This is a genomic window from Sporolactobacillus nakayamae (assembly GCF_900113325.1).
Classification (GTDB): domain Bacteria; phylum Bacillota; class Bacilli; order Bacillales; family Sporolactobacillaceae; genus Sporolactobacillus; species Sporolactobacillus nakayamae.
Window position 1 is genome coordinate 132,220 of record NZ_FOOY01000005.1, and the last position, 24,201, is coordinate 156,420.

A 24,201-nucleotide genomic window follows, 5' to 3' on the forward strand; every position below is an offset into this window, starting at 1 on the left:
TTTTTTCTTCATTCATGCTGTTCACTCACTCGTCACAGATCAAATTGAACGGATTCATGCTATCCGTTCGCGGCGACTTAGTGAACCGTGCTGTTATGATTGGTTTTGTAGTTAACTAAAAAATGATCCTAAACTAATAGATTTTCCTATATCATCTCGAAGCGAGTAGCAAATGGTAAAACGATAATGCTTTATTCTGTTTGAACATTTAGTTTAATACTGTGATAAAATTCTATTAATTAAAAATATATTTGATCTGAGGTGAGTCATCTGTATTTAATAGTATTTGAGGGTGTCGTATTCCTTTGTGTACTTACGTCGGCATTAACATTCTTTTTTCTCGCTCTTCTCCCATTTATGGAAAAAGAAGTGGACATGCTGGAATTGGAGAATACGCAGATTCACCTTTTAAATCGACTGAACGAGAGTGAGCGACTGCAGTTAAGCAGACAAATACAACCTCACTTTATGTTTAATACATTTAACGTATTCTTATCACTTGCACGATTAAACAGACAAAAAGAACTGATCAAAGGACTTGAAAACTTTTCATCCTATCTGCGTTACAAATACACGGATAAAAAAGCATTGATCCCTCTGTCTATCGAACTTGAGCAAACAGAGAAGTACATTGGTATTCAGAAAATTCGATTTGGAAAACGTCTATTTGTTCAATTCAATGTGGACCACTCAATTCTAGGTGCGGCAATTCCTCCATATACAGTGCAAATACTTGTAGAAAATGCATTTAAACATGCACTTGATGAAAAAAAAGGTGAGAAAAAATTGTCTATCAACATCTCACGAACTGGCAACTGGATCGAATTAATCGTTAAAGATAATGGGCAAAAACCACTTGCAAAGTCAATTTCTTCAGGTATTGGACTGCAAAATATCAGAAAAAGACTTAGTCTTCTGTTTGATCTTTACACTGATGCAACCGTTCGCAGAACAGCTCAAAATGAGACCGAAGCTGTCATCATATGGCCATATACAATTTTTGCAGAATAAAATCTGATTTATGTTAAGGAGGAGCGATCCTGATGCAAATCTTAATCGTTGACGATGAATATCTGGAAATTGATCAACTGTGCCATCTTATAAATAAACGCTATTCAGCGTGGACAGTGTTTCGTTCGGAAGATATTGCAAACTCAATACAGATTGCATCATCGCACACACTTGATCTCGCTATACTGGACATTGCGCTTTCAGGAGAATCCGGACTTGATCTGGCCGATGAATTGCTTAATATACATCCAAGCATGTCTATTTTGATTGTCAGTGCTTATCAGAACTTCAAATTTGCCAAACGCGCACTTCAAATGCGTGCCATTGATTATATAGTTAAGCCCGTTATTGAAAGTGAATTTTATGCATCTATAGACAAAATTGCTAATAAAAATCAATCCCACCCGTCATATCTTTCATCAATCCTTAAAGAAGCTATTCATTACATAGACCTTAATTTTCGAGAAAACATTCATTTAAATGATGTAGCAGAGTATGTACATGTCACACCCAATTATTTAAGTAAGAAGTTTCAGAATGAATTGCATGTGTCATATAAAGAGTACCTAATAAAAGCACGCATTAACGCCGCAAAAAAACTTTTACTCGAATGTCCTGACTATTCAATTCAGATGATCGCAAATCAAGTAGGATTTTATAGTCAGAATCATTTTACAAATTCATTTAAAAAATATGAGGCACAAACGCCAACGCAATTTAAAAATGAGGAGAGAGGCTATCATGCTTAATCCTAATCCGATTATTATCTGCTATCTCATCCTGCTTTTTTTATGTCTTCCCTATCTTAACGAGGGATTGACTTATCGAACGTTTATCCAGCCCAGGAAAAGGCTCGGCATGAGTAGCGGTACAATTCTAGTCTGTGCCCAGTTCATGATAGGTACATTACTCTTTCCGCTCATCAATCTATTTGCCCGTATTTCTTTCGTTTCAATTGTTTGTTTTTGCATCACGATGTTTGGAATGATTCTGTTGTTTCAGTTTTTCAGTGAAAAAAAGATCGTTAAATATACAAATAAAGCGCGTTACACTGGAATTGATTTTATAAAAGACACGACAAACAAATCTACCTTTTTTCCAGTGCTCGGCTATATGGCAGCTTTTGCATTAGCTGCTTTTGTTACAGAAATACAATGGATGAGCGAGTGGTTGGTATCGCTTTATGGATTTCCTTTTATGATCGTATTCATTGCGTTAAGTTTCCTTTCATTTTGCTACAGTGTTCTCGGTAGTTTAAAGGGGATTGAGACAACAAGTCGCTTTTTACTGATGACCACCTCTTTTATTATGATCTGCCTGTTGCTATATATATATATGACTCAAGGAATTTTTAACCTTTATAATCACCTGATCACTCGTGACTACCAACAGCCAAATCAGATAACATTCACGATTATATTTGTCTTATTAGCCTATTGGGGCTATCTTTTATCAAATTTATCACTTTGGAATATACAATTTTTATTACAGCAAAAGCGAAGAAAATTGATCATTCGTATTGCCGCCTTCTGTACATCATCACAGATTTTTGCGATCGCTTTAATTATCTTTGCGATATCCACTCTGTATACAAATGGAATGAATCTATCAATTCTTATCAGAACATCTTCTATTCTTTCCTTTCTCATTTCGACTTCATTGCTAGCCATAGGTTGGATTTCTTCATTAGTCAGCCTAAAATCTCTGCATGACGCGATCTATCTCTTCGTTGGGCAGAAAAATATGGATCAAAAGATAACATTGAAACAATACACATATATAATGGCACTTTTTGGCGTTATCATTTTACTATTCTTACTTGCTGCCTCAATACGTGAACGGATGCTTTTCATTTTTATTTGTTTGAGCCTCGCATCAATTCCTACTTTTTCGCGTTTAGCTTTCTCATCTCGTCGTATTCAATGGGCAGATTTATTACCCATTCCAGTCGGCCTTTCAACAGCCGCACTCTGTGCCGCTTTTTTTTCAGATACTGTCATCATGTTTACCGGAACGATATCTGCAACGCTCCTCACATATTTTATAATCCAACTTGGTAGCATCATTAATAAAAAGCTACTCTAATGAAAAAGTTATATTTTTGCAAATATAAGATAATTTTATGCAAATAATCATTTTTCTAATGATTTATACTATTTCTAACAAGTTAACAAAAGTATGGGCCCACTGGCGTTGACTATGGATACATCATAGGAGGGACATCATTTGGAACAATCAATTGAGCAAACAACAAACTACGGTTACAAACAAGAATTAAAACGTGCACTGAGCTTAGGCGATTTATTTATCTACGGATTAATCTTTATGGTTCCTGTTGCTCCATTCGGTCTCTATGGCTCAATCGTCACAACCGCTCATGGCATGATTTCCTTAGCTTATGTCGTGGGCATGTTTGGAATGGTGTTCACTGCTTATAGCTATTCGCAAATGTCGAGCGCGATTCCCATTGCAGGATCAGTTTACTCTTATGCGCAGCATGGTATTAATGACTATGTGGGTTTCATTGCAGGTTGGCTCATTCTGCTCGACTATATTCTCGTTCCTGCATTTTTGTATATTGGCAGTGCAGTAGCCATGCAAGCTATCCTGCCATCGGTCCCTATCTTTGTATGGCTTGTTTTGTTTATTGCAATCAATACATTTATCAATGTCCGTGGAATTGAAATGACAGCGAAGACAAATAAAATCATTCTTATATTTCAAATTGCTGTTCTTGCAATCTTCACCGTTGTTGGCCTTATTGCTATTGTCCAACATGTAAATGGTGCACAGTTTACCATTCAGCCATTCTATGATCCAGATCATTTTTCAATCCATACTGTTATGGGTTCTGTTTCAATAGCCGTTCTGAGTTTCCTTGGATTTGATGCAATATCAACGCTTTCTGAGGAGTCACAAGGCGGAAAAAAAGCAGTCGGCAAGGCAACAATCGGTTCACTGCTCGTTGTTGGTATATTGTTTGTCATACAGACTTGGGTCGCTGCCCTAATCTTTCCTGATTTCACTGCAATCAAGAACCCAGACACCATTTTTTATGAAATTGCCTCAATGATTGGCGGTACGTGGTTAAAGGTACTCACGATCATGACAACAGTCATTTCTTGGGGAATCGCAGCCGCTCTGGTCTCTCAGGCTGCCATATCGCGTATTCTCTATAGCATGGCTCGTGACAAGAAATTACCACACTTCTTAGTGAAAATACACCCGAAGTACAAAACACCTTATGTCAGTACATTTCTTGTGGCTCTCATTTCGCTTATTGTCACAACAATTTTCTCTGAGCAGCTAGGCAAACTCGCTTCAGTTGTTAATTTTGGTGCATTATCTTCATTCATTATCATTCATTTGGCAGTCATCAATTACTTTTTATTTAAGAAAAAAAGCAAACAGTATTTTCAACATTTAGTGATGCCTTTAATTGGGATGCTAGTCATTGGTTTTGTTTGGTGGGAGCTCGATCCATTAGCTAAAGAAATGGGATTTATTTGGATTGCGATTGGCATCATTTATCTGATTTTCCTAAAGGTTTTCCGCAAGGACACTACAATTTCTCGTGAACTGTAATAGAAATGATTGGAGAAGGGATGGATTTATTCATGAATGAAGGCTCACACATTTTAACAATAAATGGCGGTTACCATGTATGGACGCGGAAGGTGGGTGACAGCCCGATTAAATTATTGCTTGTCCATGGCGGACCTGGAATGACACATGAATATCTGGAATGCTTTGAAGAACAGCTGCCGCCAAAAGGTATTGAGATTTATTTTTACGATCAGCTCGGCTCTTATTTTTCCGATCAACCGGATGATCCCAGCCTATGGCATATTGATCGTTTCGTCGATGAACTAGAAGAGGTTCGGACAAAACTCGGATTAGACAATTTCTATCTTCTTGGCCAATCTTGGGGCGGCCTTCTTGCGATTGAATATGCTCTGAAATATGGCAAAGCGCTTAAAGGTCTCATTGTCTCAAACATGATCGCTGATGTTCAGTCCTATGTTGATCATGTTAATGAGCTTCGTGAACAGCTTCCTAAGGAAATCGTGGAAAAAATGAAGGCTTATGAAGCGAATGAAGATTTTGGGGCTTCTGAATATCAAGAATACTGCATGCAGCTCTATCAGAAATGTATGTGTCGGCTTGATCCATGGCCGGATGCTGTCAATCGTACCTTCCAGCATCTGAACGAGCAGGTTTATCTGACTATTCAAGGGCCAAATGAGTTTATTATTAGTGGCAATTTTAAAGATTGGGATCGGCGTGACGACCTTAAAAAAATTTCAAATCCGACCCTTTTATTGACAGCGACTCATGACAGTATGCCACCGAAAGTGATTGAAAAAATGGGTAAAGAGATTCCTAATGCTGCCGTAGGTATTTGCGAAAATGGCAGTCACTTTTCCATGTGGGACGATCCTGAACCTTATTTTAAATTTATCACGAATTTTATCAGCCAAGTGGAAGCCAATACTTTCAATAAATAATGACATGACGTTAAATGATTTTAAAAATCCACTCTTACTATGAACCGGAAAACAATTTAATTGCTCCAATTATAACAAAACAAACCGCAAGCACTCGCCTGCGGTTTGTTTGCTTTAGTATTATACACGTGGAATAATCGTCTGAATCCGTTTGAGACGCGGTGCGAGTAGGACAACCACAAATGGTGTCAGCGCGATCGGCACAACGTCCGCAATACCAATCCAAATTACGCAGTACCAGTAGCCAAGGCCAGTGAAGTATGAAAGCGAAAGGCTGGTCGCAAGGATCATTAAGCAGCCGAACAGAATCGACCAAAACAATGATTTCCAAATAAACGAAGTTTTGTTTACAAGCAATTCGTCAAGCGACTTTCTCCGTGTCATAACATATGCCGGAAGCGCGGCGCTGAGCGCTACGGTGATTCCATCGGCGATCAATGTATGTGGCGCGATGAAATAGCCGCCGAGCAGTGACCAAACCAATGTGCCGATGTAGCCGGCGAAAAATCCGGATACCGGGCCAAAAAGAAATCCAATAGCAGGAATAATAAACGCAAAAGTTCTGAAATGAACAGCACCCGGGATAAGCGGAATCGGACTGCCGTAAGCCCAAAGTACGCCGGTAAACACACCGAAGATGACAAAGAAAATAATGTTGACAAAGGTAAACTTGACGGTGAAGTTTTTCACTACGTAACGCCTCCTCAATAATTTGTTTTTGCAAAAGTAGATATGATATCATTAAGCTCTTTGACCGCGTAGTCAAACAGCCTTTTGCCTTTTTCAGCAGTAGCATAGGTCGGCGCGCCAATCACGCCGCTTTTGCTGACATCTGCAGTTTTCCAGCCCGCATTGTACGGACCGAACAGCGTTACAAAGTCATTATCGCGTAACGCCTCAACCGGATCTTCGTCGACCGCGAGTTCCATGTGCACCGTCTCCGGCGCCGCGTGCAGCATCAGTGAAGTTTCCAACTCGCACGCATGGAAAACGCCGTATTTTCCTGACTGCTTCAAGCCTTTTAGTCCCTTGTCCCAGAATGAGGTGAACCACCAATCGAAGACAAAGACATCCATGCCGAAATCAATTCTCAGGTCTCGGCTGATCATGTTGAGCATGTCTGTATTGCCGCCATGACTGTTAAAAAGCACAAGCTTCTTAAATCCACTCTTGGCGATAGCACCGGCGATATCGTGCAGCACGGAATAATAAGTCTGCGTGCCATAAGTGATCGTTCCGGCGAAACCCATGTGCTCATTGCTCTTGCCAACATTCAGCAGCGGAGCAAAGATCAGTGATCCTTCATCGAATTGTTGTGTCGCGATAAAATGGTCGATCAGCGAAGATAAGATTATAGCGTCGGTACCGACCGGCAGATGCGGGCCATGCTGTTCAGTTGCCGCCGTTGGCAGGAATACAATTGCCGAATCCTTATCAATGGCCGCTAATTCGTCGCGGGTCAAGTTCTCCCATTTTGAAATCATTTCATAAACCCCAACTTTCTTCAAAATTTTCAAACATTAACACGATCAGTGGGGATACATTCAGAATCCCCAACTAAATCTGGATGTAATAGTTGATCTGCAAGAAAATGGTCACCACTGTTGCAATGATGGTTACTGACGCAAAGAGTGCATCGGAATACGTTGCTCTGATCATTTGGTACGATGTTCGTTTGACTTTAAAATTCAATTTATAATAATGCATGGAAAGCGAGATGGAATGCCCTTTGCTCAGCACTCGGAACAACAGTGGCAAAGAAACAATCACATAGTTTTTCATTTTTGCAAATGCGCTGCATTTATCCACTTCAAGCCCGCGTGATTTCTGCGCTTCCATAATCGTCGCAAATTCCTGTACGATCATCGGGATGATCTGGAAAACGAGTCCGACACCAAAGGCAACGGCATACGGAACGCGCCAGGACTGGAGACCAAGAATAATCTGGCTGAAATTCGTTGTCAGAATCACAGTATAAAAGGCCGAAATCATCAAGAAAATGCGCAGGGCGTACACGGCGCCTTTATAGAAATCAAACCAATCTAAACTGAATACATAGTGATTACCAATTACCGAAAATGCTGCCCGGTAAATCGTCGGCCCCTCATTGATCGTGAATGCGCCGAGCACAAGCCACAGCAGAAAAATGAAAAGCAGCAGCACCTTGACTTTGTTCAGAAGCACAAGCATGTATTTGCCGATATGGCCAATGAGCCAGATCGCCAAAAAGACGAGAAAAAGGAATAGGAGCGCGACGCCGCTTTTCACAAAGGATGTCAGAACAGACATGATAATGAAAAAGACAAATTTCGTGCGCGGGTCGAGGCGATGCAGAAACGAATTTAATTCGACGTATTGTAAGAAATCACCCACGATCTGCACCTCCAATCTTCACCTGTTCGGCAATCGCATCGGTGAAGTCCTCCACGTTGCATGCCAGCGGCTTGATTCCAAGTTTCTTGGACAATTGGACCACCGGCGGCAAGTCAATGTGAATCTTCTCGAACAACGCTTCGTCACCCGCAAGCTGCTGCGCGCTGCCTTCTTTCAGCATTGACGCATGGTCGAGAACCAAAAGCTCGTCGGATAATTTAAAGACAAGCGGAATCTCATGACTGATCAGGATGACCGTCTTTCCTTTTTCCTTCAGATGCCTGATAATGCCTTCCAAATGATTTCTCAAATGCAAATCCATGCCTAAGGTCGGTTCGTCGAGAATGATCACTTCAGCACTTGAAAAGAGGACGGATAAAATGGTCAATAAGTGCTTCTTGCCCATGGAAAGGTTAACCGGAAGCTCATCTTTATCTGCTAACAAATCATATTTTTCAAGGACTGCGAGTGCTTCTTCTTCACTGAACGGAACACCTTGAGCGCGCGCGCAGAATGTCAATTCCCGGTAGACATTTTCTTCAAACAGCATGTGCTCCGGATGCTGAAACACCAGAATAACATCACGACTGATTTCAGCTACCGATTTACCCGCTGTTCCCGCACCTTGATACGTCACCTCACCCTCGGTTGGCTGGTAAAGACCGTTCAGATGCTTAACCAAAGTCGTCTTGCCGGAACCATTTTGGCCGAGTATGGAAATGATCTTTCCTTTCGAGAATCCGGCGTTGATGTTTTTCAGCGCCTGAAATCCATCTTGGAAGTTCTTGCTGAGATGGGTTACCTTTAGAACTTCCTCAGAATGATTTTCCATCTTTTCCAATGCTGCAGCCGTTTCCGTCTGCTTCACCCGATCATGGAGCACTTCATAAGCGCCATCGAGTGAGGAAAAAGAGCTTAATCCACTCACTTTTTTCGAAAGTTCGCGATAGATCTCGACTTCTTGAGGAATGATCACCCCAAGCCGCTGCTGAACTTCAAACTGAGCGAAGAATTCATCCCTGTTCCCATCGAACACAACTTCGCCGCCATCGAGGCCAACGACATGGTCGACAATGTCTGAAAACCAATCCAAATTATTGTCAACAATGACCGTTGTCTGTCCGGAGGCTCTCAGTTGATTCAACACGGATTGGATCAACTGTTTGCCCTGGGGATCAAGCGAACTGACCGGCTCGTCCATGATCACCATATCCGGACGCATGGCGAGGACGGAGGCAATGCAAACCGCCTGCCTTTGTCCACCGGAAAGTGTTGACACCGCACGCTTCCTCAGATGCTGAATATGGAGCAAATCAAGGACATACTCGACACGTTCATGAATCTCCTGATTGCTGAGTCCCATGTTTTCCACACCGAATGCGAGTGCGTCTTCTACGCCATAGCCGAACAGCTGATTCTCCGGTGTCTGGCTGACCACCGAGATCACTAGATCATCCCCGGTCTGAAAAGAGCCTGTCAGTTCGCCTTTATTCATTAAGACCGGAATGACACCGCTAAGAATGCTGACGAGCGTGGACTTGCCGCATCCGCTTGGTCCGACAATTGCGGTCACTTCAGCTTCTTTTATTTCCATATTAATATTTTTTAAGATTTGCGGCGTGTCTGCGCTATATTTATAGCCTATATTCTCAATTTTAAAGCTCAACGTTATAGTCTCCCTGCTTTATTGGATGGCATCGGACGAATCGATCGGGAACAACGGTAACTTTTCAAGATAAATGATATCATCACGCTTGATCGCATCTTCACCCTCGGCAAGAATCGCCGCTTTACCAACGAGCACGCCGCCGGCTCTTGTGATCAATTTTTCAAGTGCGTGTACCGATTCGCCGGTACTGATCACATCGTCTACAATCAGAATGCGTTTGCCCTTAATCATTTCGCTCTCTTCTTTTTCAATGCAAAGCAGCTGCTTTCTCTGAGTCGTAATCGAGTAAACTTCAGTGGCAAACGGTTCGCTCATGTATGGCTTAATACTCTTACGCGCAACAAAATAGCGTTTCTTCCCGCATAGTCTCGCCAGTTCATGAATCAGCGGTATTCCTTTCGCTTCTGCTGTAATAAAATAATCCGCTTCCGGAATGCGCTCCTTCAATGTCGCGGCTGCGGCGGATACTAACTCCGTATCCCCCAAAATAACAAAGCTTGCGATCTTAATATTATCCGCGATCCGGACAACGGGAAGCTTTCGCTGGACTCCCGCAACCTTGAGCACAAATTCATCCATTTTCGGTTCACCTGATTTCCTTCAATAGTTATGGTTAGTCAAACAGTAAAAAAGCAGGGAACCGGTGTCCTCTGCCTTACGACGAGTTCCCAATGACCATGGCAAATAAAAGCTGTCCTGCGCATGGAAAATTCCAATAGCAGATGCCATACCCGGGTCACCGGAAAAAGAACACCATAGCGCAGGCAATTTACGGTTGCCGCGTAGAAACTTCCACACCTTATTTGCAGACTTATATGGTTTCACTTTTTTATGTAATTCGACTTATTTCGACCTCTTGCTTAATAAAAATTATATCACTGTAATAATTTTTTGGCAACAGAATCATTATTCAAACTATTAGTTGATCTCGCCTGAATTTCGCGCAGATTTTCACGTTCATGTATTCGGCGGGAGACGCTGCGAAACACCTCGAAGAACGTTTGCATTGTCGTTGTATCACTCAGAGGGACACGAATGCATCGCTTGCCATAGCTGACATTCATGAGCTGCCTTTTCAAGAGCAGTATCTGCGTCTCATCATTGGTATGAAAGTAAAAACAATCCTTTGTTGCTGAAAAGGTTATGTATTTGTGACCCCAGTAATACGTGGGCATCCGGCAAAAGGTTGTTTCTTCCCATTCTGGAAAATTGCCGCGTATAAAAGAAACCATCGCCCGCAGCCACATTTTTTGATTTTTATTAAAACGGTTAAGATACTCTAAGTGTTTCAAAAATTCACTCACCGTCTCCATTTGAAAATCACCATCCAGTAGTTTAATACACTTAGGATGGTGATTGGAGAGGAAAGTTATACGTATAAGAGCCTGTTCAAAAAGGAGGAGGCCAGGCAGAACGCCACGTCGCACGTTGTGCACAGGACACTAGGCCGTCCTGAGCGTCGAAGATCAAGAAAGCGCAGTTTTGAGCTACCCGAGCGTACTTTCCACAGGATGTGATGATTCCAACGTTGTGCACAGGACACTAGGCCGTCCATGGCCGTCGTGACGGCGCCTCTGTCTGCGCCAAGGCTTGCCAATTGGCAAGTCTTCTAACAAATCATTTGGATTCTTAATGAAGTAAGGCGGCCGGAATAAAATAAGCGGAGATTTTCCGCTTATATGCATCATGGCGTTTGTTTCACAGGTAAATAAGGGTAATTTTTCCGCCTATGCACAGAAAAATACTCCATTTTCACGTTTTTCGATTCGATAAGCGGAATTTCTCCGTCTATTTAAGCTTTTTTTTCGTTCATTTTGTAAATAAGCGGAATTTTTCCGCTTATTTCTCAGATTGGGCTTACCTGATCGCCCAACCGCCTCTTATGACCTTATCGTCGTACCGGCAAGCCAAAACGCTAAACGTTCTTAACTTGTAAAAAACCGAAGCGAGTGGCGAACCACTTTCCCCGGCACAAAGGCAGCTCTAAAAATTATTTTTTAAGTTCCCAATAGCATCTTTTTGGTGAGACAATTTTCTCTTCTTTTTTCAACTTGGTCATCACCTTGTTGACTTCTTTCTTATCTAATCCGGTTGATTCGGCCACTTTTCCCGCATTTGCAGGTTCATCAGCCTTTTCAAAAAAGGCGAGTACGGCATCATAGCTTTCCATTGCTTGAATCCCTCCGATTGGTATCTTTAGTGATCATCAATTCTATTATAATCACTCAGATTGATTTGAGAGTGCAAGGAGTTTGTCAATTGTTTTCCAATTTCGTGTTGTGCAATGGGAACTCAATTTTTCTCGCAGATCTGCCATTTTTATCTTATTTTTCCATCCGACATTAATGCCGCGCAATAAGGCGATATAGATCATACACTGTCCTCTTTTCAATTCTTTGCAGTCAACCAAATACAGTAAGATTAAGTTGATCGTAACGAAAAAAGAACACAAACTTAACTAAAAAAGTTTGTGTTCCCTCTATATATGATGAAGGTAGGCTCATTTTTTTGACTGCTTCTGTTTTTCTTTTGAACGATTGAACCAAAAAACACCTGCAATTGACGAGAATAGGTTAGCTAAGAATTCAAACATCATACATTCCTCCTTCATGGGTACACCCAATCCAAAACGAACGATTTGCAACCGTTTTATAACATAGTAAAAGTCTATGCCGTTCATCCGATACTGTCAACGGATTGATAGCTGCACTACTTTCAGCATAATCATTATCGTTCAAAAAAAATACTGCGCCGATTCTCATTCAGTGTCGAACTGGTTAAATGAATGAGTGTTTCCTCAACCGCAGAGCATAGCGCGATCATACAGACGATCCAGAAAAAGCCACCATTCTTGAACGTGAAATATACGATCGGGGTGAGGACCAAAAGCGCTCCGGTCAATTTGTTCGCCAATGTGTGCAAGCCGGCAAACGCATGGTACTTGTACGCGGCAATTAGAAAGTTTCCGATTCGAATCATTGCGATAAGCACAATCCATGGGATAAGTGGCACGAGCAGTTCACCCGCCCAATAAAAGACCAGCACCATTAGAGTGAGATACATCAGCATATCCGCGAATGAATCCAGCCGTGCGCCGAATCTGCTCTGGTTGTTTGTTCTGCGAGCGATAAAACCATCAAGAAGATCACTAACCACCGCCGCACTATAAAGTCCAGCAAACACCCAACCATCTTTGTAAAAAAGAAGCATCAGAATCGTGAAAATGACACGGCTTACCGTGAGTATATTCGGGACGTGCTTCAAAATGATATCTCCTGCCTTCAAAATGAATACCTGAAAAAATCAAAGCTTTTTCTTATACCCTTTGGTGTCTCGTGAAAAGCCATAGGTCTCGTAAAAATGGCAAGCATCGCTGCGATCTGTTTCTGTCACAAGAATCATTTGCGTACATTTTCTTACCCGGGCTTGTTTCTCCAACTCACCAAGCAGATGTGTGCCGACACCCATTCGTCGCGTTGCCTGATCGACAACCATGTTCTCAACAACAAGGAAAGGTCGGCAGTCACCATACAGCTCAGCACATACCACGCCCATAACAGACCCAACTAACCGATGATCCGCTATCGCACTCAATAAAATATGCGTCTTTTGCCGATTTACTTTCTCAAATTGAGCGCGCATTTTATCAACATTAGATTCTTCATTCCAAAACTGCCGGTACAGAGCAGCAAGCTGTGGCAAATCGTTCGCATTCATTTTCCTAATGATCATGAGAACACCTCAACACCCGATTCTAAAATGGCGAATCCGGGTTTCTCGCAGCTGATTTCCGCCATCGCGCCATAAGGCAGGAGGCATTTTGGTTCATTGTGACCAAAGCTGGCATTATACAGAACAGGCAGATTTTCCTTGCCGAATTCCGCTAAAATCAAGCGAATGACCGACTTATACTCCTCATAAAACTTGCCTTTGTACGGTTTGCCGAAAATCAGACCGTTAATTCGATTAAAAATGCCCATCATACCATAGCTTCGCAGGCTGTCCTCAAGCAGCCAAACCGGAGGCATTTCTTCCGATGTTTCAAGAAAAAGTATGGCATCATCGAAGTCACTTAATTCCGGGAAAAGTGAAGTACCTTTGATCATGTCCATGACCTCCAGGCAGCCGCCAATCAGTCGTCCGGTCACTGTTTCTCTGCCCTGCAAAAGTTCATAGTCCGTATTTGCTTCAAATTTTCTTGCCACATTTTTGTTCTCAATTTTCCATTCAAGGCGCTGCGCCGTATATTCCTTGGAAACCGGAATCTCACCAATTGGCGCACCGCTGAAAAGTACTTTTCTCGCCCATTGCTCCGTGTAATCCGACATTTTGATGTTTTCAGCAAAATCATTGAGCAGGGAGAGCCCGTAGAAACTAGAAATACCAGCCTTCAGGCAGAAGAAATGAGTGACCGTACTGTCCGAATAACCGGTCACGACTTTCGGATTGTTCCGAATCACATCAAAATTAATATAAGGGAGCAGTCTAATGCTGTCGCTTCCGCCAATGCAGGAGATGATCCCTTTAATCGATGGATCGGCAAAAGCCTGCATTAAATCCTCTGCTCGCCTCTCCGGATGGTTATAGACGTAATCCGTGCCTTTTAAAGTGTTTGGCATTTCCACAACCTTTAAACCGAAAACCTTCTCCAATCGTTCTTTCCCTTGAAAGTAGCGCCAGTTAATTTCTTCGTCACCCGCGCCTCCCCACGATGAGCTGACCGTCGCCACTGTGTCGCCAGGCTTAAGCATAGGTGGTTTGATTAAATTCAGCATACGCGCAACCCCCTTTCTATTAATTATTTTCAATCACACAGTTCTTTTCCCATCATGACCATACCGTCAATGGAATGAAAGCCCCTGCGTCGGTAAAAACCTTCTGTTCCATCATTTCTGGATGTAACCAATATTATAGTCTTTATTCCCTTTTCATTTAAACGCTTCTCGCACGCATTGAGCAAGCTTGTCCCGATTCCAGTGTGGTGCAATGCCTGATCTACGCAGAACTCCTTAATCGTGAACATCACGCCATCATAGAATTGTTCTTTGCCACCCAAAATAAGACCGGACAGCTTCCCATTTTGATAGGCGACTAGTCCAAATGAACCTTCACAATGGATCATTTGATGGAGCCTTTTTCGCGCTGTTTCCACTGTCCATTCATCATTCCATGGCGGTGCGTTGAAAGCATCGACATAGAGACGCGCCATATCATCCAGATGTTCTGTCGTCAATTCATAATAGTTCATCGGTAGCATCCCCTCTCACTTGTGAACGTTTTTTATATCTAACTTGACCCTGAAAAAATGAAAAAACAGTATAAAAGTCGTAATTCGATACGTATGTCACAGAAAAATCCTCTTATTTAACGATAATATAGTAAAGATAACGCACTCAATTGTGTATATGTAAAGCAACAAAGCATAGTTGAGTGGAAACGCATTGATATTGAAAATTGGCTATTTGGTTACTTGATATTATTTAGTATCAGTCTTGTAAAGATTGACTATTTGCCATTCATTCGAGTAAACGTTATGTTTCAATCTGATCTTCTCATAGAAAGTCAGCACCTGACAATAACACCCGGCCAATTATAAGGGGAGAGTTATTAGTGTTCCGTTTGAAATATGAACGTGCCATCAATTTATCGAATTGGAGCCGCGTTTTATGTAACTATTTATGGATCTGTCTTGCTGCCATTCTCCTAACCGAATTAAGCATCTTTTTCATTAAATCATTCATTACCGGCTTTTCTCAGAGCGAACTGCCTCTGACCAATTATCTCCTCATCTATGTGATCAGACCGACAATCATTAATAATCTCGTTCTATGCGCGGCTTCTCTGTTAATTGAACATTTCATCACGAAAGAAAAACCGGCAATGCAGGCACTGATCCTGCTTATCGCAACTTTGATCATTTGTATAAATCTTGTCTTTGTACATTATGTAGTCAGTACCATTTATGCTGTCTTCTGTATTCCAATCTTAATATCACTCTTATACGTTGACAAGAAGCCGCTATTCTTTGCTGCCGCTTCAAGTCTGATCAGCTATCTATGTTTTTGTTTCTTTATTCTTCCGCTAAAGCCAAAAGCGGCGCAAGCGAATCAAGGATACATGGAAATTACAAGTATGGTTGCATTACTGGGAGTACTCTCCATCCTAGCTCGTATTGTTCTCGCAGGTCTCTCAGATCTGGTCGATCATATCATCATGAAAACTATCGAAGTCAAGCAGGATTCCTTCACGAAACTACTGAATCATGCTTCCTTTTATGAGCAATTGAATCTGTTTATCCAAAACCATAACAGAAAGAATGAGGAGTTTTCACTAATCATTTGGGATATTGATAACTTTAAGCAAATTAATGATCAATTTGGTCACGCAATCGGCGACCATGCGCTTCTCTGTTTTGTTTATGCCCTGATCAACTGTATCGACGAGAATGACGAAGCCTTTAGGTACGGCGGAGAGGAATTTACCGTTCTCACACATCGTAATGCTTCCGAGTCTGAGCACTTAGCTCAAAAAATCCGAGCTGAATTTGAAGAAAGAAGCCTCAGTTTATCGTTGCCGGTAACACTGACAGTCAGCGCCGGTATCTGTGAATTCAACCCAGATTTCTTTTTAGGGACCCATGAATTCTTTGCCGCCGCAGATAAGGCTTTATACAAAGCAAAAAATTCTCCTGGAAAAAACACGGACTTTGTCTGGCATGCAGGTGTGGAAGTTTGAACCACTCAAGTTTCTAAGGTCTGCTAGATGAATAGTTTTATCTGAAGAAGGATGGTTTCGTTGCGCAGTGAAACACGAAGTGCGCAGCAAAAATGCATGAGTAAAAGAGATCATCAATTTTGCATTGTTCAAGCAAAAATATCAGCGCTCAGGCAAAAGAATCAGCGTTCAGAGAAAACAATCAGCGTTCAGGCAAAATTATCAGCGCTCAGAGAAAAGAATCAGCGTTCAGGCAAAAGAATCAGCGTTCAGGCAAAATTATCAGCGCTCAGGCAAAAGAATCAGCGCTCAGGCAAAAGAATCAGCGTTCAGGCAAAATTATCAGCGTTCAGGCAAAAGAATCAGCGCTCAGGCAAAAGAATCAGCGCTCAACTTCTCCCCTCTTCGGCTGAACTTTCCACGTGTTCGGTTCAGCTTTTTACTCTTTAGGTTGAACTTTTGTTCTTCGGTTGAACTTTTCCTCTCTTAGGTTCAACTTCGGGTCTTCGGTTCGACTTCTCCTCTCTTGGGTTCAACTTTGGTCGTGTTCGGTTCGACTTCGGTTTCGGGGGAACTTTCCGAGGATTCGGTCTAACTTTGGCTATCTTCGGTTTAACCTTTTATAGATTCGACCTCATTTTTCCAGCGTTCGGTCTAACTTCTTCTTTTCCTTTTATTGAGCATCTTGTTGCGCATCTGCCGTCAACTAACAACAAGTACTATTTTTTTGATGAAAATTTTCGTTGAGCATGAAACGGCTGCTGCATCAGTAATCAACGACTTCTACTAATCGCTAGTCGCAGAAAAAATTTTTCATACGCGCACCTGAGTTGCAATTTTTCTTTAAACGATCCTATAAATGTAACGCATTTCCGTCAGCAGCTTCCCGCCAATCTCTGATTTTTCCTTTTTTCCATCAAAGACAAACCCGTATTTTTCATAGAATCTTCTGGCGCGTGCATTCTGTTCGAACACCCAAAGGCTGACCGTTTCGAACGATTGCCTCTTTAATTGGCGCATGGCAAAATCCATCAACTGTCTGCCACAGTCTTTGCCCCAAACATCGGAAATACAATAAATAGAGCTAACTTCCGCCGCGTGATCATCTAAATCTTTGTCCCGTGACTTGCCGATTGACATCATGCCGACAGGCTGATCATTTAAATAAGCTATGTAAAATTCATGCTTGCTTATAGGGATCGCTTTTTTGAAAAAAGCTGTACGAGCCTCGGGAGTTAGCTGATCAAGAACCATTTGCGGAACGATCGCCTGATACGCCTGTTTCCATGATGTCGCATGCACATACCCCAGATCATCAGAATGATTCAAGGTGGCTTTTATGATTTCAAGCATGTAATCGCGCCTTTCATTATTAGATACTCCATTTAAGACAAACGCTTACCTTTTACTGCCTGTAATCGCTACGACATTACTCGTCGCAATATCCCATAGCTTTTCTCCGATTTTGTAGCAATCAATTCGTTCATCAAATCGCTGATTGATTAAATCATTTAGATGGATGTGCTCCGAATCAGTCAGCGCAGCCGGATTCAGTTTCAGCACTTTTTCTACGCTGTTCAACGCGAAAAGGCGGTTGACATTGATTGATTCGATTGCTGTTTCGTCCGAAATATCTGCGTTGTCAGGAGCATAACTAATGATTGATAGAACCTCGACATTAACATCGGTGAATCCGTTTTTTTCCATAATCGGCGCATATTCAGATGCTGACAATGGGTACTTCCGCACGTGGACCGGTGCATCCGGCGCAGCTTGGAATGCCTTGTCAAACAAGTCCTGTTCCTCACCCGTAGACGGGCGCCAATTTTCACCATTCAAATTCAGTCCAGGTAATACGGTGAGCACGGCAATTGTCCCACCAGTTTTAAGAACGCGATACTGCTCTCTTAAAAAAGCATTGGGTTCAATATGTTCCATCACCGTGAATGAATAGCACAAATCAAAGGTTTGATCAGCGAAAGGCATGGCAGTAGCATCGCCGTTAACAAATGTGCAATCCAGTCCAAGTTCATGCGATTTCGCTTTGGCAAACGCGATATGTCCAAGGTCAAAATCAAGTCCGGTGACTGTCGCGTGTGGTAAATAGGTTTTGACCCGATGAGCGAACAAACCGCTGCCGCACCCAACTTCAAGCACGGACATGCCATCTTGAATTCGTATCAGGTTCAGCCAATTCTTTTTATTTTCATCATGAAAGCGCAATGCTCTGGATCGGTAAAGTTCCTCAGAGGTTTGCACATAATCAGACCAATTACTATCCAAACTGCCATCTCCTTACTCACTTTTAATGATAAGCAAAACGCCCTCATTCATGGTACTCTATTTTCATAAGAGAATGAGGTGCAAGTGATGCTTATAAGAGAGTTCTGCGCAGAAAATTTCACGCAAATTCCGAATGCCATCAACCATGGCGCAAATCGAGTTGAACTTTGCGATAATCTGGCTGTTGGCGGCACCACCGTCAGTTATGGCGTGATGGCGCATTCCGTTCAGTACTGTCATTCCCGCAACGTGCCGGTCATGGTGATGATCCGACCGCGCGGCGGAAATTTTGTCTATAAAGACTTCGAAATTCAAATGATGCGCGCAGACATCAAGCAAGCACGTCTGCTAAAAGCCGATGGTATTGTCGTCGGATGCCTGACCGAACAAAATCAGCTCAATACTGCCGCAACGGCTAAATTAATTGAAGCAGCTACCGATCTGGAAATCACCTTTCATATGGCCTTTGATCAGCTATCCCCGGAGAATCAGCTTTCTGCCATTGACTGGCTGGCAGAGCATCATGTAAAACGGATCCTGACCCATGGAGGATCGATGAACGAGCCGATAGAGCGCCATTTTGGCTATTTACAGCGGCTCATTCAATATGCGGCGGGCCAATTAATCCTTTTGCCGGGCGGAGGCATTTCCTCACAGAATGCGGCTTCCGTTTCAAAAAACTTAAACGTCCAAGAAGTACATGGAACGAGAATTGTCCCCATTGCCGACTAAGCCTTATTTAAGTATCTTTTTATACACGTTCAAGAAATTGCCGCCGATAATCAAGCCGATTTCTTCATCGCTGTAACCACGGCGAATCAATTCTTCCGTGAAAAGCGGCAGTTCCCTATGACTGGAGATCACGTCATACGAATCCCTCGTGTGTCCCGCAGGCTTAAGGGGAATCTCGCTCAGAAAGTTGCAAATATCCAGACCGATCCCGACATGCTCAATCCCTGCAAGATTTACAATGTAGTCGAGGTGATCCATCAAATGACTGACATCGCCGTCCTCATAACTATCGGATACAAACGCGTTAAATCCGTTCATGCCGATCACTCCGCCCCTAGCAGCCAGCTCGCATAGTTGTTCATCGGTTAAGTTGCGCATCGATGAGGCAATGGAACGCGCATTGGAATGTGAGGCAATAATGGGACCATTCGTCCGCTCGAGTACATCGGCCAAGCCAACATCGTTCAAATGACTGACGTCAATGATCATATTCAGCTTCTCCGCTTCTTTAACCAGCTGAACACCGAACTCTGTCAAACCGCCTTGATGTCCCTCATCTACAGCGTGGAAATGACTTCCGTCAGCCGCAAAATTACGTCTGCTCCAAGTCAACCCGACAAAACGGACACCTAGTTGATAAAAAATCTGCAAGAGTCCGAGATCATTCGTTAATGGATCCACACCTTCGAGAGAAAGCAAAATTGCGAGTTTATGATGCGCATGGGCATCAATAATTTCGTCATAGGTTGTACAGAGCTGGAGCTTATCCGGGGATTCTTCAATTTCCGAATATAGCGCGCTCACCTGATCGAGCGCCATTTTCAGCCCCATCTCCGGCAAATACTCACTTTCAATAAACAGCGAGCAGACCAGTGCACTGACCCCGCCTGCGCGAAGAATCGGCAGAAACTCTGTTTCGATTACTTTTCGATAGCCGAATTTCCGACGCAGATCTACTTCCATTAAGAGATCAAAATGCGCATCAAGCGCAATATACTGCTCATGCAATCGTTTCGCGTGTTCCTGTATCGATTCCGCCAACGTAATTCCCTCTCTCAACTATTTATGTACAAAAGTCATTCCCAAGCCTTGAGGATGAATTCAATTTGTTTCATTATAGCACCTGTTTTTTTGTTTGAGCGTAAACAATCAATCCTATGATTTTAAAGTGCTACGCGTTTTGTAAATTGTTTAAATTCATAATTAAAATAAATGATACCCACAAAGTGACACAGATACGATTGGCAGCCCATCTTTGATAAGAATATTCATTGGAACTGTTTCCTAATTCCAATAAATTTCTGTTCTTTAACCTCAATTGTTTTATGGTCTGTACGGAAAATATAATACTCTTGTGAAGGGTCGGCTAAATGTAGTTTTTTGTATGTTTTCCATGCCAAAGTGGATTCGGAGAAGTTTGCTATGACCGATAATGTTCACAAATTTGCACCCATTTCAATTTTCACAACTCCTTCCCTTTTGTTTCACTTACTGCTACATCTAATAAAGCATTTGAATGAGTTGACTAGCCACATAATTGTGTATTCATTATTTTAGCGGCATCTCGCCTCAAATTCATCACTGAAAAAAACCTCCCAGCAAGTTAACCTGGGAGGTTCAGTACATTTTTGTTTGTACCTGTTTTAATGACTATTATGCTTTTTGTTCAATTCAAGTGTCGCAACATAGTTGTCACCGGTAGTGCTCAGCACATAAAGCGTTAGTTTTGCGCTTTTGCCATTCAAATCCAATTCCAGCTGGTTCACATTAAGCGAAATATTGCCGTCTGAGGTTTCATGTGTATAGTAAAATTTCTTGTGCGCGTCCGTGGCGTATTTTTTGCCGTCGGAAATGGTGTATGCCAAGGTACCGGATTGCTCGGTAAGTGGGCTGACATCTGCAGTAAAGTTTGCCGGAATCTCAATTTTTTTCTTGCCAACATAAAGCCCATATTCATTTTCACTGCTTGTCGGCCGCAGATCTGCATGGATACGCTTTGCAGCTGAATCACCCGCGCCACCTTTTTCTTTGCTGTGAACACTATAAGCAACGCCGTTCGACCACGCCTTTTGGAATTGATCAACCTTATACTTTCGCACTGCGGTATCGTCGGACGGCGCGAACGAATCATTAACAATCACATAATCCTGTCCATCAATTGTCTCGAAACCGCGCACAAGAATCAGATGCCCCGGTGTCGTACCCGGTGCGCCTTCCACATATGGATAGCGTGTATTCAACGGGTCATTCGTATAGCGAACGCTGACAGCGACCGGATAACCCGCTTTAATCTCGCGCTTCAGACCGTCAAGATCGGTAAAAATAGAATAGGATTTATAGCCATAGCTGCCTGCAAGCGCAGCGCTGAATGCCCAGTTTCCAAAGCCTTCATAGTCAAAGTCATAATTGCGCAGCGCCGCTTCTTCTAAAAGTAACTGTTCGCCCATACGATTCAGTGCCATTGTAATGGTCGTTGGACTGCAGATCGAATGAGCGATTTTCGGATCGCGGATCATTTGTGAGTAAGCCGGTGTTTCAATATCTTTATTCAGTTTGATTGTCGTCGGATGCTGGCTCATCGTGCCCCAGCCCAGCTCAGTGGATGCTGAAAGCAGCCGAACGGTCGGCGTCGCCTGTGGATTATCGGTATGCAAAAGCGCTCGGATCTGGAATTTATCCGCCGTTTCGCCGCGGCTGCCACGTACCGTGAATGTATCCACATCAACATAAGCAAGCGGATCCGATTTGTCGCTAACGCTCGATCGTTTGATGTTCGTCCCCCACTTGCCCCAGGTTCGCCATGTCGACCAGTCTTTTACCTGCTCATTATCCGCATTATAATGCTGAACTAAAGCGCGCACTTGAATTTCAACATGGGTTCCAACCGGCGTGTCGCTGTTCCAAGAGGCGATAAGATACTCGAATGGATCGGTTGAAATTTCCGGGGATACAAACATACCGTCGCGCGCATAGCCCCCGTGCAATTTTTTTAAAGTTAGCGCACCATCGCCGGGACGCTGGTGAATCGTCACATTCTGGAGTGTTCCCGTTGAAAATTCCTTTGCTGAACTGATGATGTACGTATGATCACTTTCTTTCCCTGATGTTTTGGCATGCCGTGCAAAGGTTTGTACCGGAATGCCGGCAATCAAACATACCAAAACAATCGCCAATGCAGATTTGAGTCCTTTTTTCATTAGGATGCCTCCCCACTATTATTTATTGCGAGTGAAAAGAGCGCAATAAATAATCTCTTAATTTCTAACATAAGCCGATAGAAACAAAGAGAATAGAGTCGGTATGACTATTTTCAATATAATTTCTCAATTCTAACTTTTGATAGATTAATGGCACAGCAATGCTTATCCGCGCTGACTATTCGCTCCTGCTGATCACTTTCATAGGCCAAATCAACCATGCAGAACGATGGAAGGTTATGCTCAGAAGCTTTGAATCGTCACGCACCGTTTCAAACGCCCTAACATACAGTGTGTTAAACAATAGGAACGAAAGGATGAATCCAATGTATTCGAATCAAATGTACCCGATCCCCTATAATTGGCGGACTCCTGGGAATGCTGGCCGTGCTACATTTTCGCCGTATCCACAGAATCCTGTCCGGCAAATACCCGCTTATTATCCTGACCCCGCTTACGCGCATGGACCGGTTTATGAACCGGAGTTTCGACCGGCTGTCATGAACCGGAACGATTACGGGCCGGCTCCGATTGCTTTTAATATAGAAGAAGTAACCAAGCGGAATAACGCCTATCGACGCGCATTATGGACGGGGAGTCATCTGCAGCTGACGTTGATGAGTATCCCGGTTGGCGGAGATATTGGGCTTGAAGCTCATCCGCATCTGGATCAATTTATCCGTATCGAGGAGGGGCAAGGGCTTGTAATGATGGGTGATCGACAAGATCAGCTCACGTTTCAGAGACCGGTATCCGATGACTTTGCCTTTATCATCCCTGCTGGAAAATGGCACAACTTAATCAATACAGGCAATCGACCGATCAAACTGTACTCGATCTATGCGCCGCCACAACATCCACACGGAACGGTTCACGAAACAAAAGCCGACGCCATGGCTGCCGAACATTGACTTCACTCACGCGGCCGCTGAATCCTATTTTTTCGTACCCATTCGAATTTATCAAATGCGTGAACTACTCCCACTTAACGCTTTAGAACGTTTGAAGTGGGAGCTTCCTGCGAACACAAGGATTGCCAGTCACGTACACACGACTGGTAGCGGCCAAATTATCTGAGCAGGCTATCCCCGCCGTCCCGGCGGTTTTTTTTATGTCTTAGACGCTGCGGCCCTTTTGAGTCCTTCGTTCAGGATATTGATCGCTGCGTTGATATCGCGGTCGTGGTGGATCCCGCACTGCGGGCAATCCCATTTCCGGATCGCTAATGCTTTCTTGCCTTCTTTGTGCCCGCAAGCGGAGCAAATTTGACTGGATGCAAAGAAACGATCGATTTTAATGAACGCTTTCACGTACCATCTGGATTTGTACTTCAGCATGTCAGTAAAGGGCTCCAACTGACGTCATGAATGGACTTTGCTAAATGGTGGTTTTTTACTAAACTCTTGACCGGTAAGTCTTCAACAACGAGCAGGTCGTGGCTTTTGACCAGCTCGGTTGAACGTTTGTGTAAGAAGTCGGTTTTGCGATTATTCACTTTCGCATAAAGCTTCGTCACTTTGAGGCGTTGCTTTTCAAGATTACTGCAGTCTCGCCAATTTTTATTGGGATCGATTCGTTCTAATCAATCATGACTATTGTCAATGGTAACGAGACACTAAAGAAAGCGATTCATCTTACCGCTTAGCTTCTCGCAAAAATGTTGTTAAAACGGGAAAATAGTCTACACTAACTAATAAGAATAATTCTTTTGCAG

Annotated in this window: 26 protein-coding genes, 1 pseudogene and 1 riboswitch; of the genes and pseudogenes, 9 read left to right on the forward strand and 18 right to left on the reverse strand. The window is 42.9% G+C overall.

All coding sequences use genetic code 11. From position 1 onward, the window contains the following. The first annotated feature begins 375 nt into the window (after positions 1-375). The 5 genes from BM003_RS04175 to BM003_RS04195 all read left to right on the forward strand — a co-directional run bounded on the left by BM003_RS04175 (position 376) and on the right by BM003_RS04195 (position 5,519). Positions 376-1,011, forward strand: a complete 636-nt coding sequence (locus BM003_RS04175; protein ID WP_177184636.1) for a sensor histidine kinase — start codon at positions 376-378, stop codon at positions 1,009-1,011. Positions 1,012-1,043: 32 nt separating this feature from the next. After that, entirely contained in the window at positions 1,044-1,760 is a 717-nt protein-coding gene (locus BM003_RS04180) for a response regulator transcription factor (RefSeq protein ID WP_093670412.1), read from the forward strand. After that, positions 1,753-3,096 carry a hypothetical protein gene (locus BM003_RS04185; RefSeq protein ID WP_093670414.1) on the forward strand — a complete coding sequence of 448 codons (1,344 nt, stop codon included), beginning with the start codon at positions 1,753-1,755 and terminating at the stop codon, positions 3,094-3,096. The genes BM003_RS04180 and BM003_RS04185 overlap by 8 nt, the downstream gene beginning before the upstream one ends. Positions 3,097-3,237: 141 nt before the next feature. Next, on the forward strand, positions 3,238-4,596 hold the full coding sequence (locus BM003_RS04190) for an APC family permease (protein ID WP_245734043.1): 1,359 nt from the start codon (positions 3,238-3,240) through the stop codon (positions 4,594-4,596). Between the two features lie 32 nt (positions 4,597-4,628). Next, a complete protein-coding gene (locus BM003_RS04195) occupies positions 4,629-5,519 on the forward strand; it encodes a proline iminopeptidase-family hydrolase (RefSeq protein WP_093670583.1) in 891 nt (296 codons plus the stop codon). A 120-nt stretch (positions 5,520-5,639) separates the two neighbouring features. Here the strand turns inward: BM003_RS04195 and BM003_RS04200 are convergent, their stop codons facing one another. From BM003_RS04200 to BM003_RS04255, 12 genes and pseudogenes are all read right to left on the reverse strand, one after another. After that, complete coding sequence (locus BM003_RS04200) at positions 5,640-6,209, reverse strand: aminotriazole resistance protein (protein ID WP_093670416.1); 570 nt, start codon at positions 6,207-6,209, stop codon at positions 5,640-5,642. 14 nt (positions 6,210-6,223) lie between these two features. Continuing rightward, a complete protein-coding gene (locus BM003_RS04205; protein ID WP_093670585.1) occupies positions 6,224-7,003 on the reverse strand; it encodes a creatininase family protein in 780 nt (259 codons plus the stop codon). 73 nt (positions 7,004-7,076) lie between these two features. Next, positions 7,077-7,892, reverse strand: a complete 816-nt coding sequence (locus BM003_RS04210) for an energy-coupling factor transporter transmembrane component T family protein (RefSeq protein WP_093670418.1) — start codon at positions 7,890-7,892, stop codon at positions 7,077-7,079. Then, positions 7,885-9,558: an ABC transporter ATP-binding protein gene (locus tag BM003_RS04215; protein ID WP_093670420.1), complete on the reverse strand. Its 1,674-nt coding sequence runs from the start codon at positions 9,556-9,558 to the stop codon at positions 7,885-7,887. Before BM003_RS04215 ends, BM003_RS04210 begins: the two co-directional genes overlap by 8 nt. Positions 9,559-9,576: 18 nt before the next feature. Continuing rightward, positions 9,577-10,140: a phosphoribosyltransferase family protein gene (locus tag BM003_RS04220; protein ID WP_093670422.1), complete on the reverse strand. Its 564-nt coding sequence runs from the start codon at positions 10,138-10,140 to the stop codon at positions 9,577-9,579. Positions 10,141-10,297: 157 nt separating this feature from the next. Beyond that, positions 10,298-10,400, reverse strand: a riboswitch (purine riboswitch). 36 nt (positions 10,401-10,436) lie between these two features. Next, a complete protein-coding gene (locus BM003_RS04225) occupies positions 10,437-10,874 on the reverse strand; it encodes a hypothetical protein (protein ID WP_093670424.1) in 438 nt (145 codons plus the stop codon). 677 nt (positions 10,875-11,551) lie between these two features. Beyond that, entirely contained in the window at positions 11,552-11,731 is a 180-nt protein-coding gene (locus BM003_RS04230; RefSeq protein WP_093670426.1) for a MarR family transcriptional regulator, read from the reverse strand. A 123-nt stretch (positions 11,732-11,854) separates the two neighbouring features. After that, positions 11,855-11,935: pseudogene (locus BM003_RS17345) on the reverse strand (DUF1697 domain-containing protein); the annotation flags it as partial. Positions 11,936-12,288: 353 nt separating this feature from the next. Continuing rightward, positions 12,289-12,825 carry a CDP-alcohol phosphatidyltransferase family protein gene (locus tag BM003_RS04240; protein WP_093670430.1) on the reverse strand — a complete coding sequence of 179 codons (537 nt, stop codon included), beginning with the start codon at positions 12,823-12,825 and terminating at the stop codon, positions 12,289-12,291. Between the two features lie 39 nt (positions 12,826-12,864). Continuing rightward, positions 12,865-13,293 carry a GNAT family N-acetyltransferase gene (locus BM003_RS04245; protein WP_093670432.1) on the reverse strand — a complete coding sequence of 143 codons (429 nt, stop codon included), beginning with the start codon at positions 13,291-13,293 and terminating at the stop codon, positions 12,865-12,867. After that, entirely contained in the window at positions 13,290-14,336 is a 1,047-nt protein-coding gene (locus BM003_RS04250; protein WP_093670434.1) for a S66 family peptidase, read from the reverse strand. The genes BM003_RS04245 and BM003_RS04250 overlap by 4 nt, the downstream gene beginning before the upstream one ends. Positions 14,337-14,365: 29 nt before the next feature. Next, positions 14,366-14,809 carry a GNAT family N-acetyltransferase gene (locus BM003_RS04255; protein ID WP_093670436.1) on the reverse strand — a complete coding sequence of 148 codons (444 nt, stop codon included), beginning with the start codon at positions 14,807-14,809 and terminating at the stop codon, positions 14,366-14,368. A gap of 362 nt (positions 14,810-15,171) precedes the next feature. On the opposite strand from BM003_RS04255, the gene BM003_RS04260 reads away from it, so the two are divergent. Together BM003_RS04260 and BM003_RS04265 are read left to right on the forward strand one after the other, a co-directional pair. Further along, a complete protein-coding gene (locus tag BM003_RS04260) occupies positions 15,172-16,296 on the forward strand; it encodes a GGDEF domain-containing protein (protein WP_093670438.1) in 1,125 nt (374 codons plus the stop codon). A gap of 119 nt (positions 16,297-16,415) precedes the next feature. Further along, on the forward strand, positions 16,416-16,688 hold the full coding sequence (locus tag BM003_RS04265; protein WP_177184637.1) for a hypothetical protein: 273 nt from the start codon (positions 16,416-16,418) through the stop codon (positions 16,686-16,688). Between the two features lie 430 nt (positions 16,689-17,118). Here the strand turns inward: BM003_RS04265 and BM003_RS04270 are convergent, their stop codons facing one another. Continuing rightward, entirely contained in the window at positions 17,119-17,628 is a 510-nt protein-coding gene (locus BM003_RS04270) for a GNAT family N-acetyltransferase (RefSeq protein WP_093670442.1), read from the reverse strand. Between the two features lie 45 nt (positions 17,629-17,673). Further along, a complete protein-coding gene (locus BM003_RS04275; protein WP_093670444.1) occupies positions 17,674-18,558 on the reverse strand; it encodes a class I SAM-dependent methyltransferase in 885 nt (294 codons plus the stop codon). A gap of 87 nt (positions 18,559-18,645) precedes the next feature. Here BM003_RS04275 and BM003_RS04280 point away from each other — a divergent pair, with 87 nt between their 5' ends. After that, positions 18,646-19,290 carry a copper homeostasis protein CutC gene (locus tag BM003_RS04280; protein ID WP_093670446.1) on the forward strand — a complete coding sequence of 215 codons (645 nt, stop codon included), beginning with the start codon at positions 18,646-18,648 and terminating at the stop codon, positions 19,288-19,290. 3 nt (positions 19,291-19,293) lie between these two features. Here BM003_RS04280 and BM003_RS04285 read toward each other — a convergent pair whose 3' ends face one another. Continuing rightward, a complete protein-coding gene (locus BM003_RS04285; protein WP_093670448.1) occupies positions 19,294-20,331 on the reverse strand; it encodes a dipeptidase in 1,038 nt (345 codons plus the stop codon). A gap of 602 nt (positions 20,332-20,933) precedes the next feature. Continuing rightward, complete coding sequence (locus BM003_RS04290; protein ID WP_245734045.1) at positions 20,934-22,487, reverse strand: C39 family peptidase; 1,554 nt, start codon at positions 22,485-22,487, stop codon at positions 20,934-20,936. Positions 22,488-22,813: 326 nt separating this feature from the next. Between BM003_RS04290 and BM003_RS04295 the strand changes: the two genes are divergently transcribed. Further along, entirely contained in the window at positions 22,814-23,398 is a 585-nt protein-coding gene (locus BM003_RS04295; RefSeq protein WP_093670450.1) for a cupin domain-containing protein, read from the forward strand. A 198-nt stretch (positions 23,399-23,596) separates the two neighbouring features. Here the strand turns inward: BM003_RS04295 and BM003_RS04300 are convergent, their stop codons facing one another. Together BM003_RS04300 and BM003_RS18200 are read right to left on the reverse strand one after the other, a co-directional pair. Next, positions 23,597-23,824 (reverse strand): zinc ribbon domain-containing protein, encoded by a 228-nt coding sequence (locus tag BM003_RS04300; RefSeq protein WP_093670452.1) that lies wholly within the window; start codon positions 23,822-23,824, stop codon positions 23,597-23,599. Then, on the reverse strand, positions 23,818-24,060 hold the full coding sequence (locus BM003_RS18200) for a transposase (protein ID WP_093670454.1): 243 nt from the start codon (positions 24,058-24,060) through the stop codon (positions 23,818-23,820). The genes BM003_RS04300 and BM003_RS18200 overlap by 7 nt, the downstream gene beginning before the upstream one ends. Between the last annotated feature and the right edge of the window lie 141 nt (positions 24,061-24,201).

What these genes read in the sequence shown, in the direction of transcription:
- BM003_RS04175 (WP_177184636.1), top strand. Translation starts at nt 376, where the DNA reads ATGCTGGAATTGGAGAATACGCAGATTCACCTTTTAAATCGACTGAAC.
- BM003_RS04180 (WP_093670412.1), top strand. Translation starts at nt 1,044, where the DNA reads ATGCAAATCTTAATCGTTGACGATGAATATCTGGAAATTGATCAACTG.
- BM003_RS04185 (WP_093670414.1), top strand. Translation starts at nt 1,753, where the DNA reads ATGCTTAATCCTAATCCGATTATTATCTGCTATCTCATCCTGCTTTTT.
- BM003_RS04195 (WP_093670583.1), top strand. Translation starts at nt 4,629, where the DNA reads ATGAATGAAGGCTCACACATTTTAACAATAAATGGCGGTTACCATGTA.
- BM003_RS04205 (WP_093670585.1), bottom strand. Translation starts at nt 7,003, where the DNA reads ATGATTTCAAAATGGGAGAACTTGACCCGCGACGAATTAGCGGCCATT.
- BM003_RS04220 (WP_093670422.1), bottom strand. Translation starts at nt 10,140, where the DNA reads ATGGATGAATTTGTGCTCAAGGTTGCGGGAGTCCAGCGAAAGCTTCCC.
- BM003_RS04225 (WP_093670424.1), bottom strand. Translation starts at nt 10,874, where the DNA reads ATGGAGACGGTGAGTGAATTTTTGAAACACTTAGAGTATCTTAACCGT.
- BM003_RS04230 (WP_093670426.1), bottom strand. Translation starts at nt 11,731, where the DNA reads ATGGAAAGCTATGATGCCGTACTCGCCTTTTTTGAAAAGGCTGATGAA.
- BM003_RS04245 (WP_093670432.1), bottom strand. Translation starts at nt 13,293, where the DNA reads ATGATCATTAGGAAAATGAATGCGAACGATTTGCCACAGCTTGCTGCT.
- BM003_RS04250 (WP_093670434.1), bottom strand. Translation starts at nt 14,336, where the DNA reads ATGCTGAATTTAATCAAACCACCTATGCTTAAGCCTGGCGACACAGTG.
- BM003_RS04255 (WP_093670436.1), bottom strand. Translation starts at nt 14,809, where the DNA reads ATGAACTATTATGAATTGACGACAGAACATCTGGATGATATGGCGCGT.
- BM003_RS04270 (WP_093670442.1), bottom strand. Translation starts at nt 17,628, where the DNA reads ATGCTTGAAATCATAAAAGCCACCTTGAATCATTCTGATGATCTGGGG.
- BM003_RS04280 (WP_093670446.1), top strand. Translation starts at nt 18,646, where the DNA reads ATGCTTATAAGAGAGTTCTGCGCAGAAAATTTCACGCAAATTCCGAAT.
- BM003_RS04290 (WP_245734045.1), bottom strand. Translation starts at nt 22,487, where the DNA reads ATGAAAAAAGGACTCAAATCTGCATTGGCGATTGTTTTGGTATGTTTG.
- BM003_RS04295 (WP_093670450.1), top strand. Translation starts at nt 22,814, where the DNA reads ATGTATTCGAATCAAATGTACCCGATCCCCTATAATTGGCGGACTCCT.
- BM003_RS04300 (WP_093670452.1), bottom strand. Translation starts at nt 23,824, where the DNA reads ATGCTGAAGTACAAATCCAGATGGTACGTGAAAGCGTTCATTAAAATC.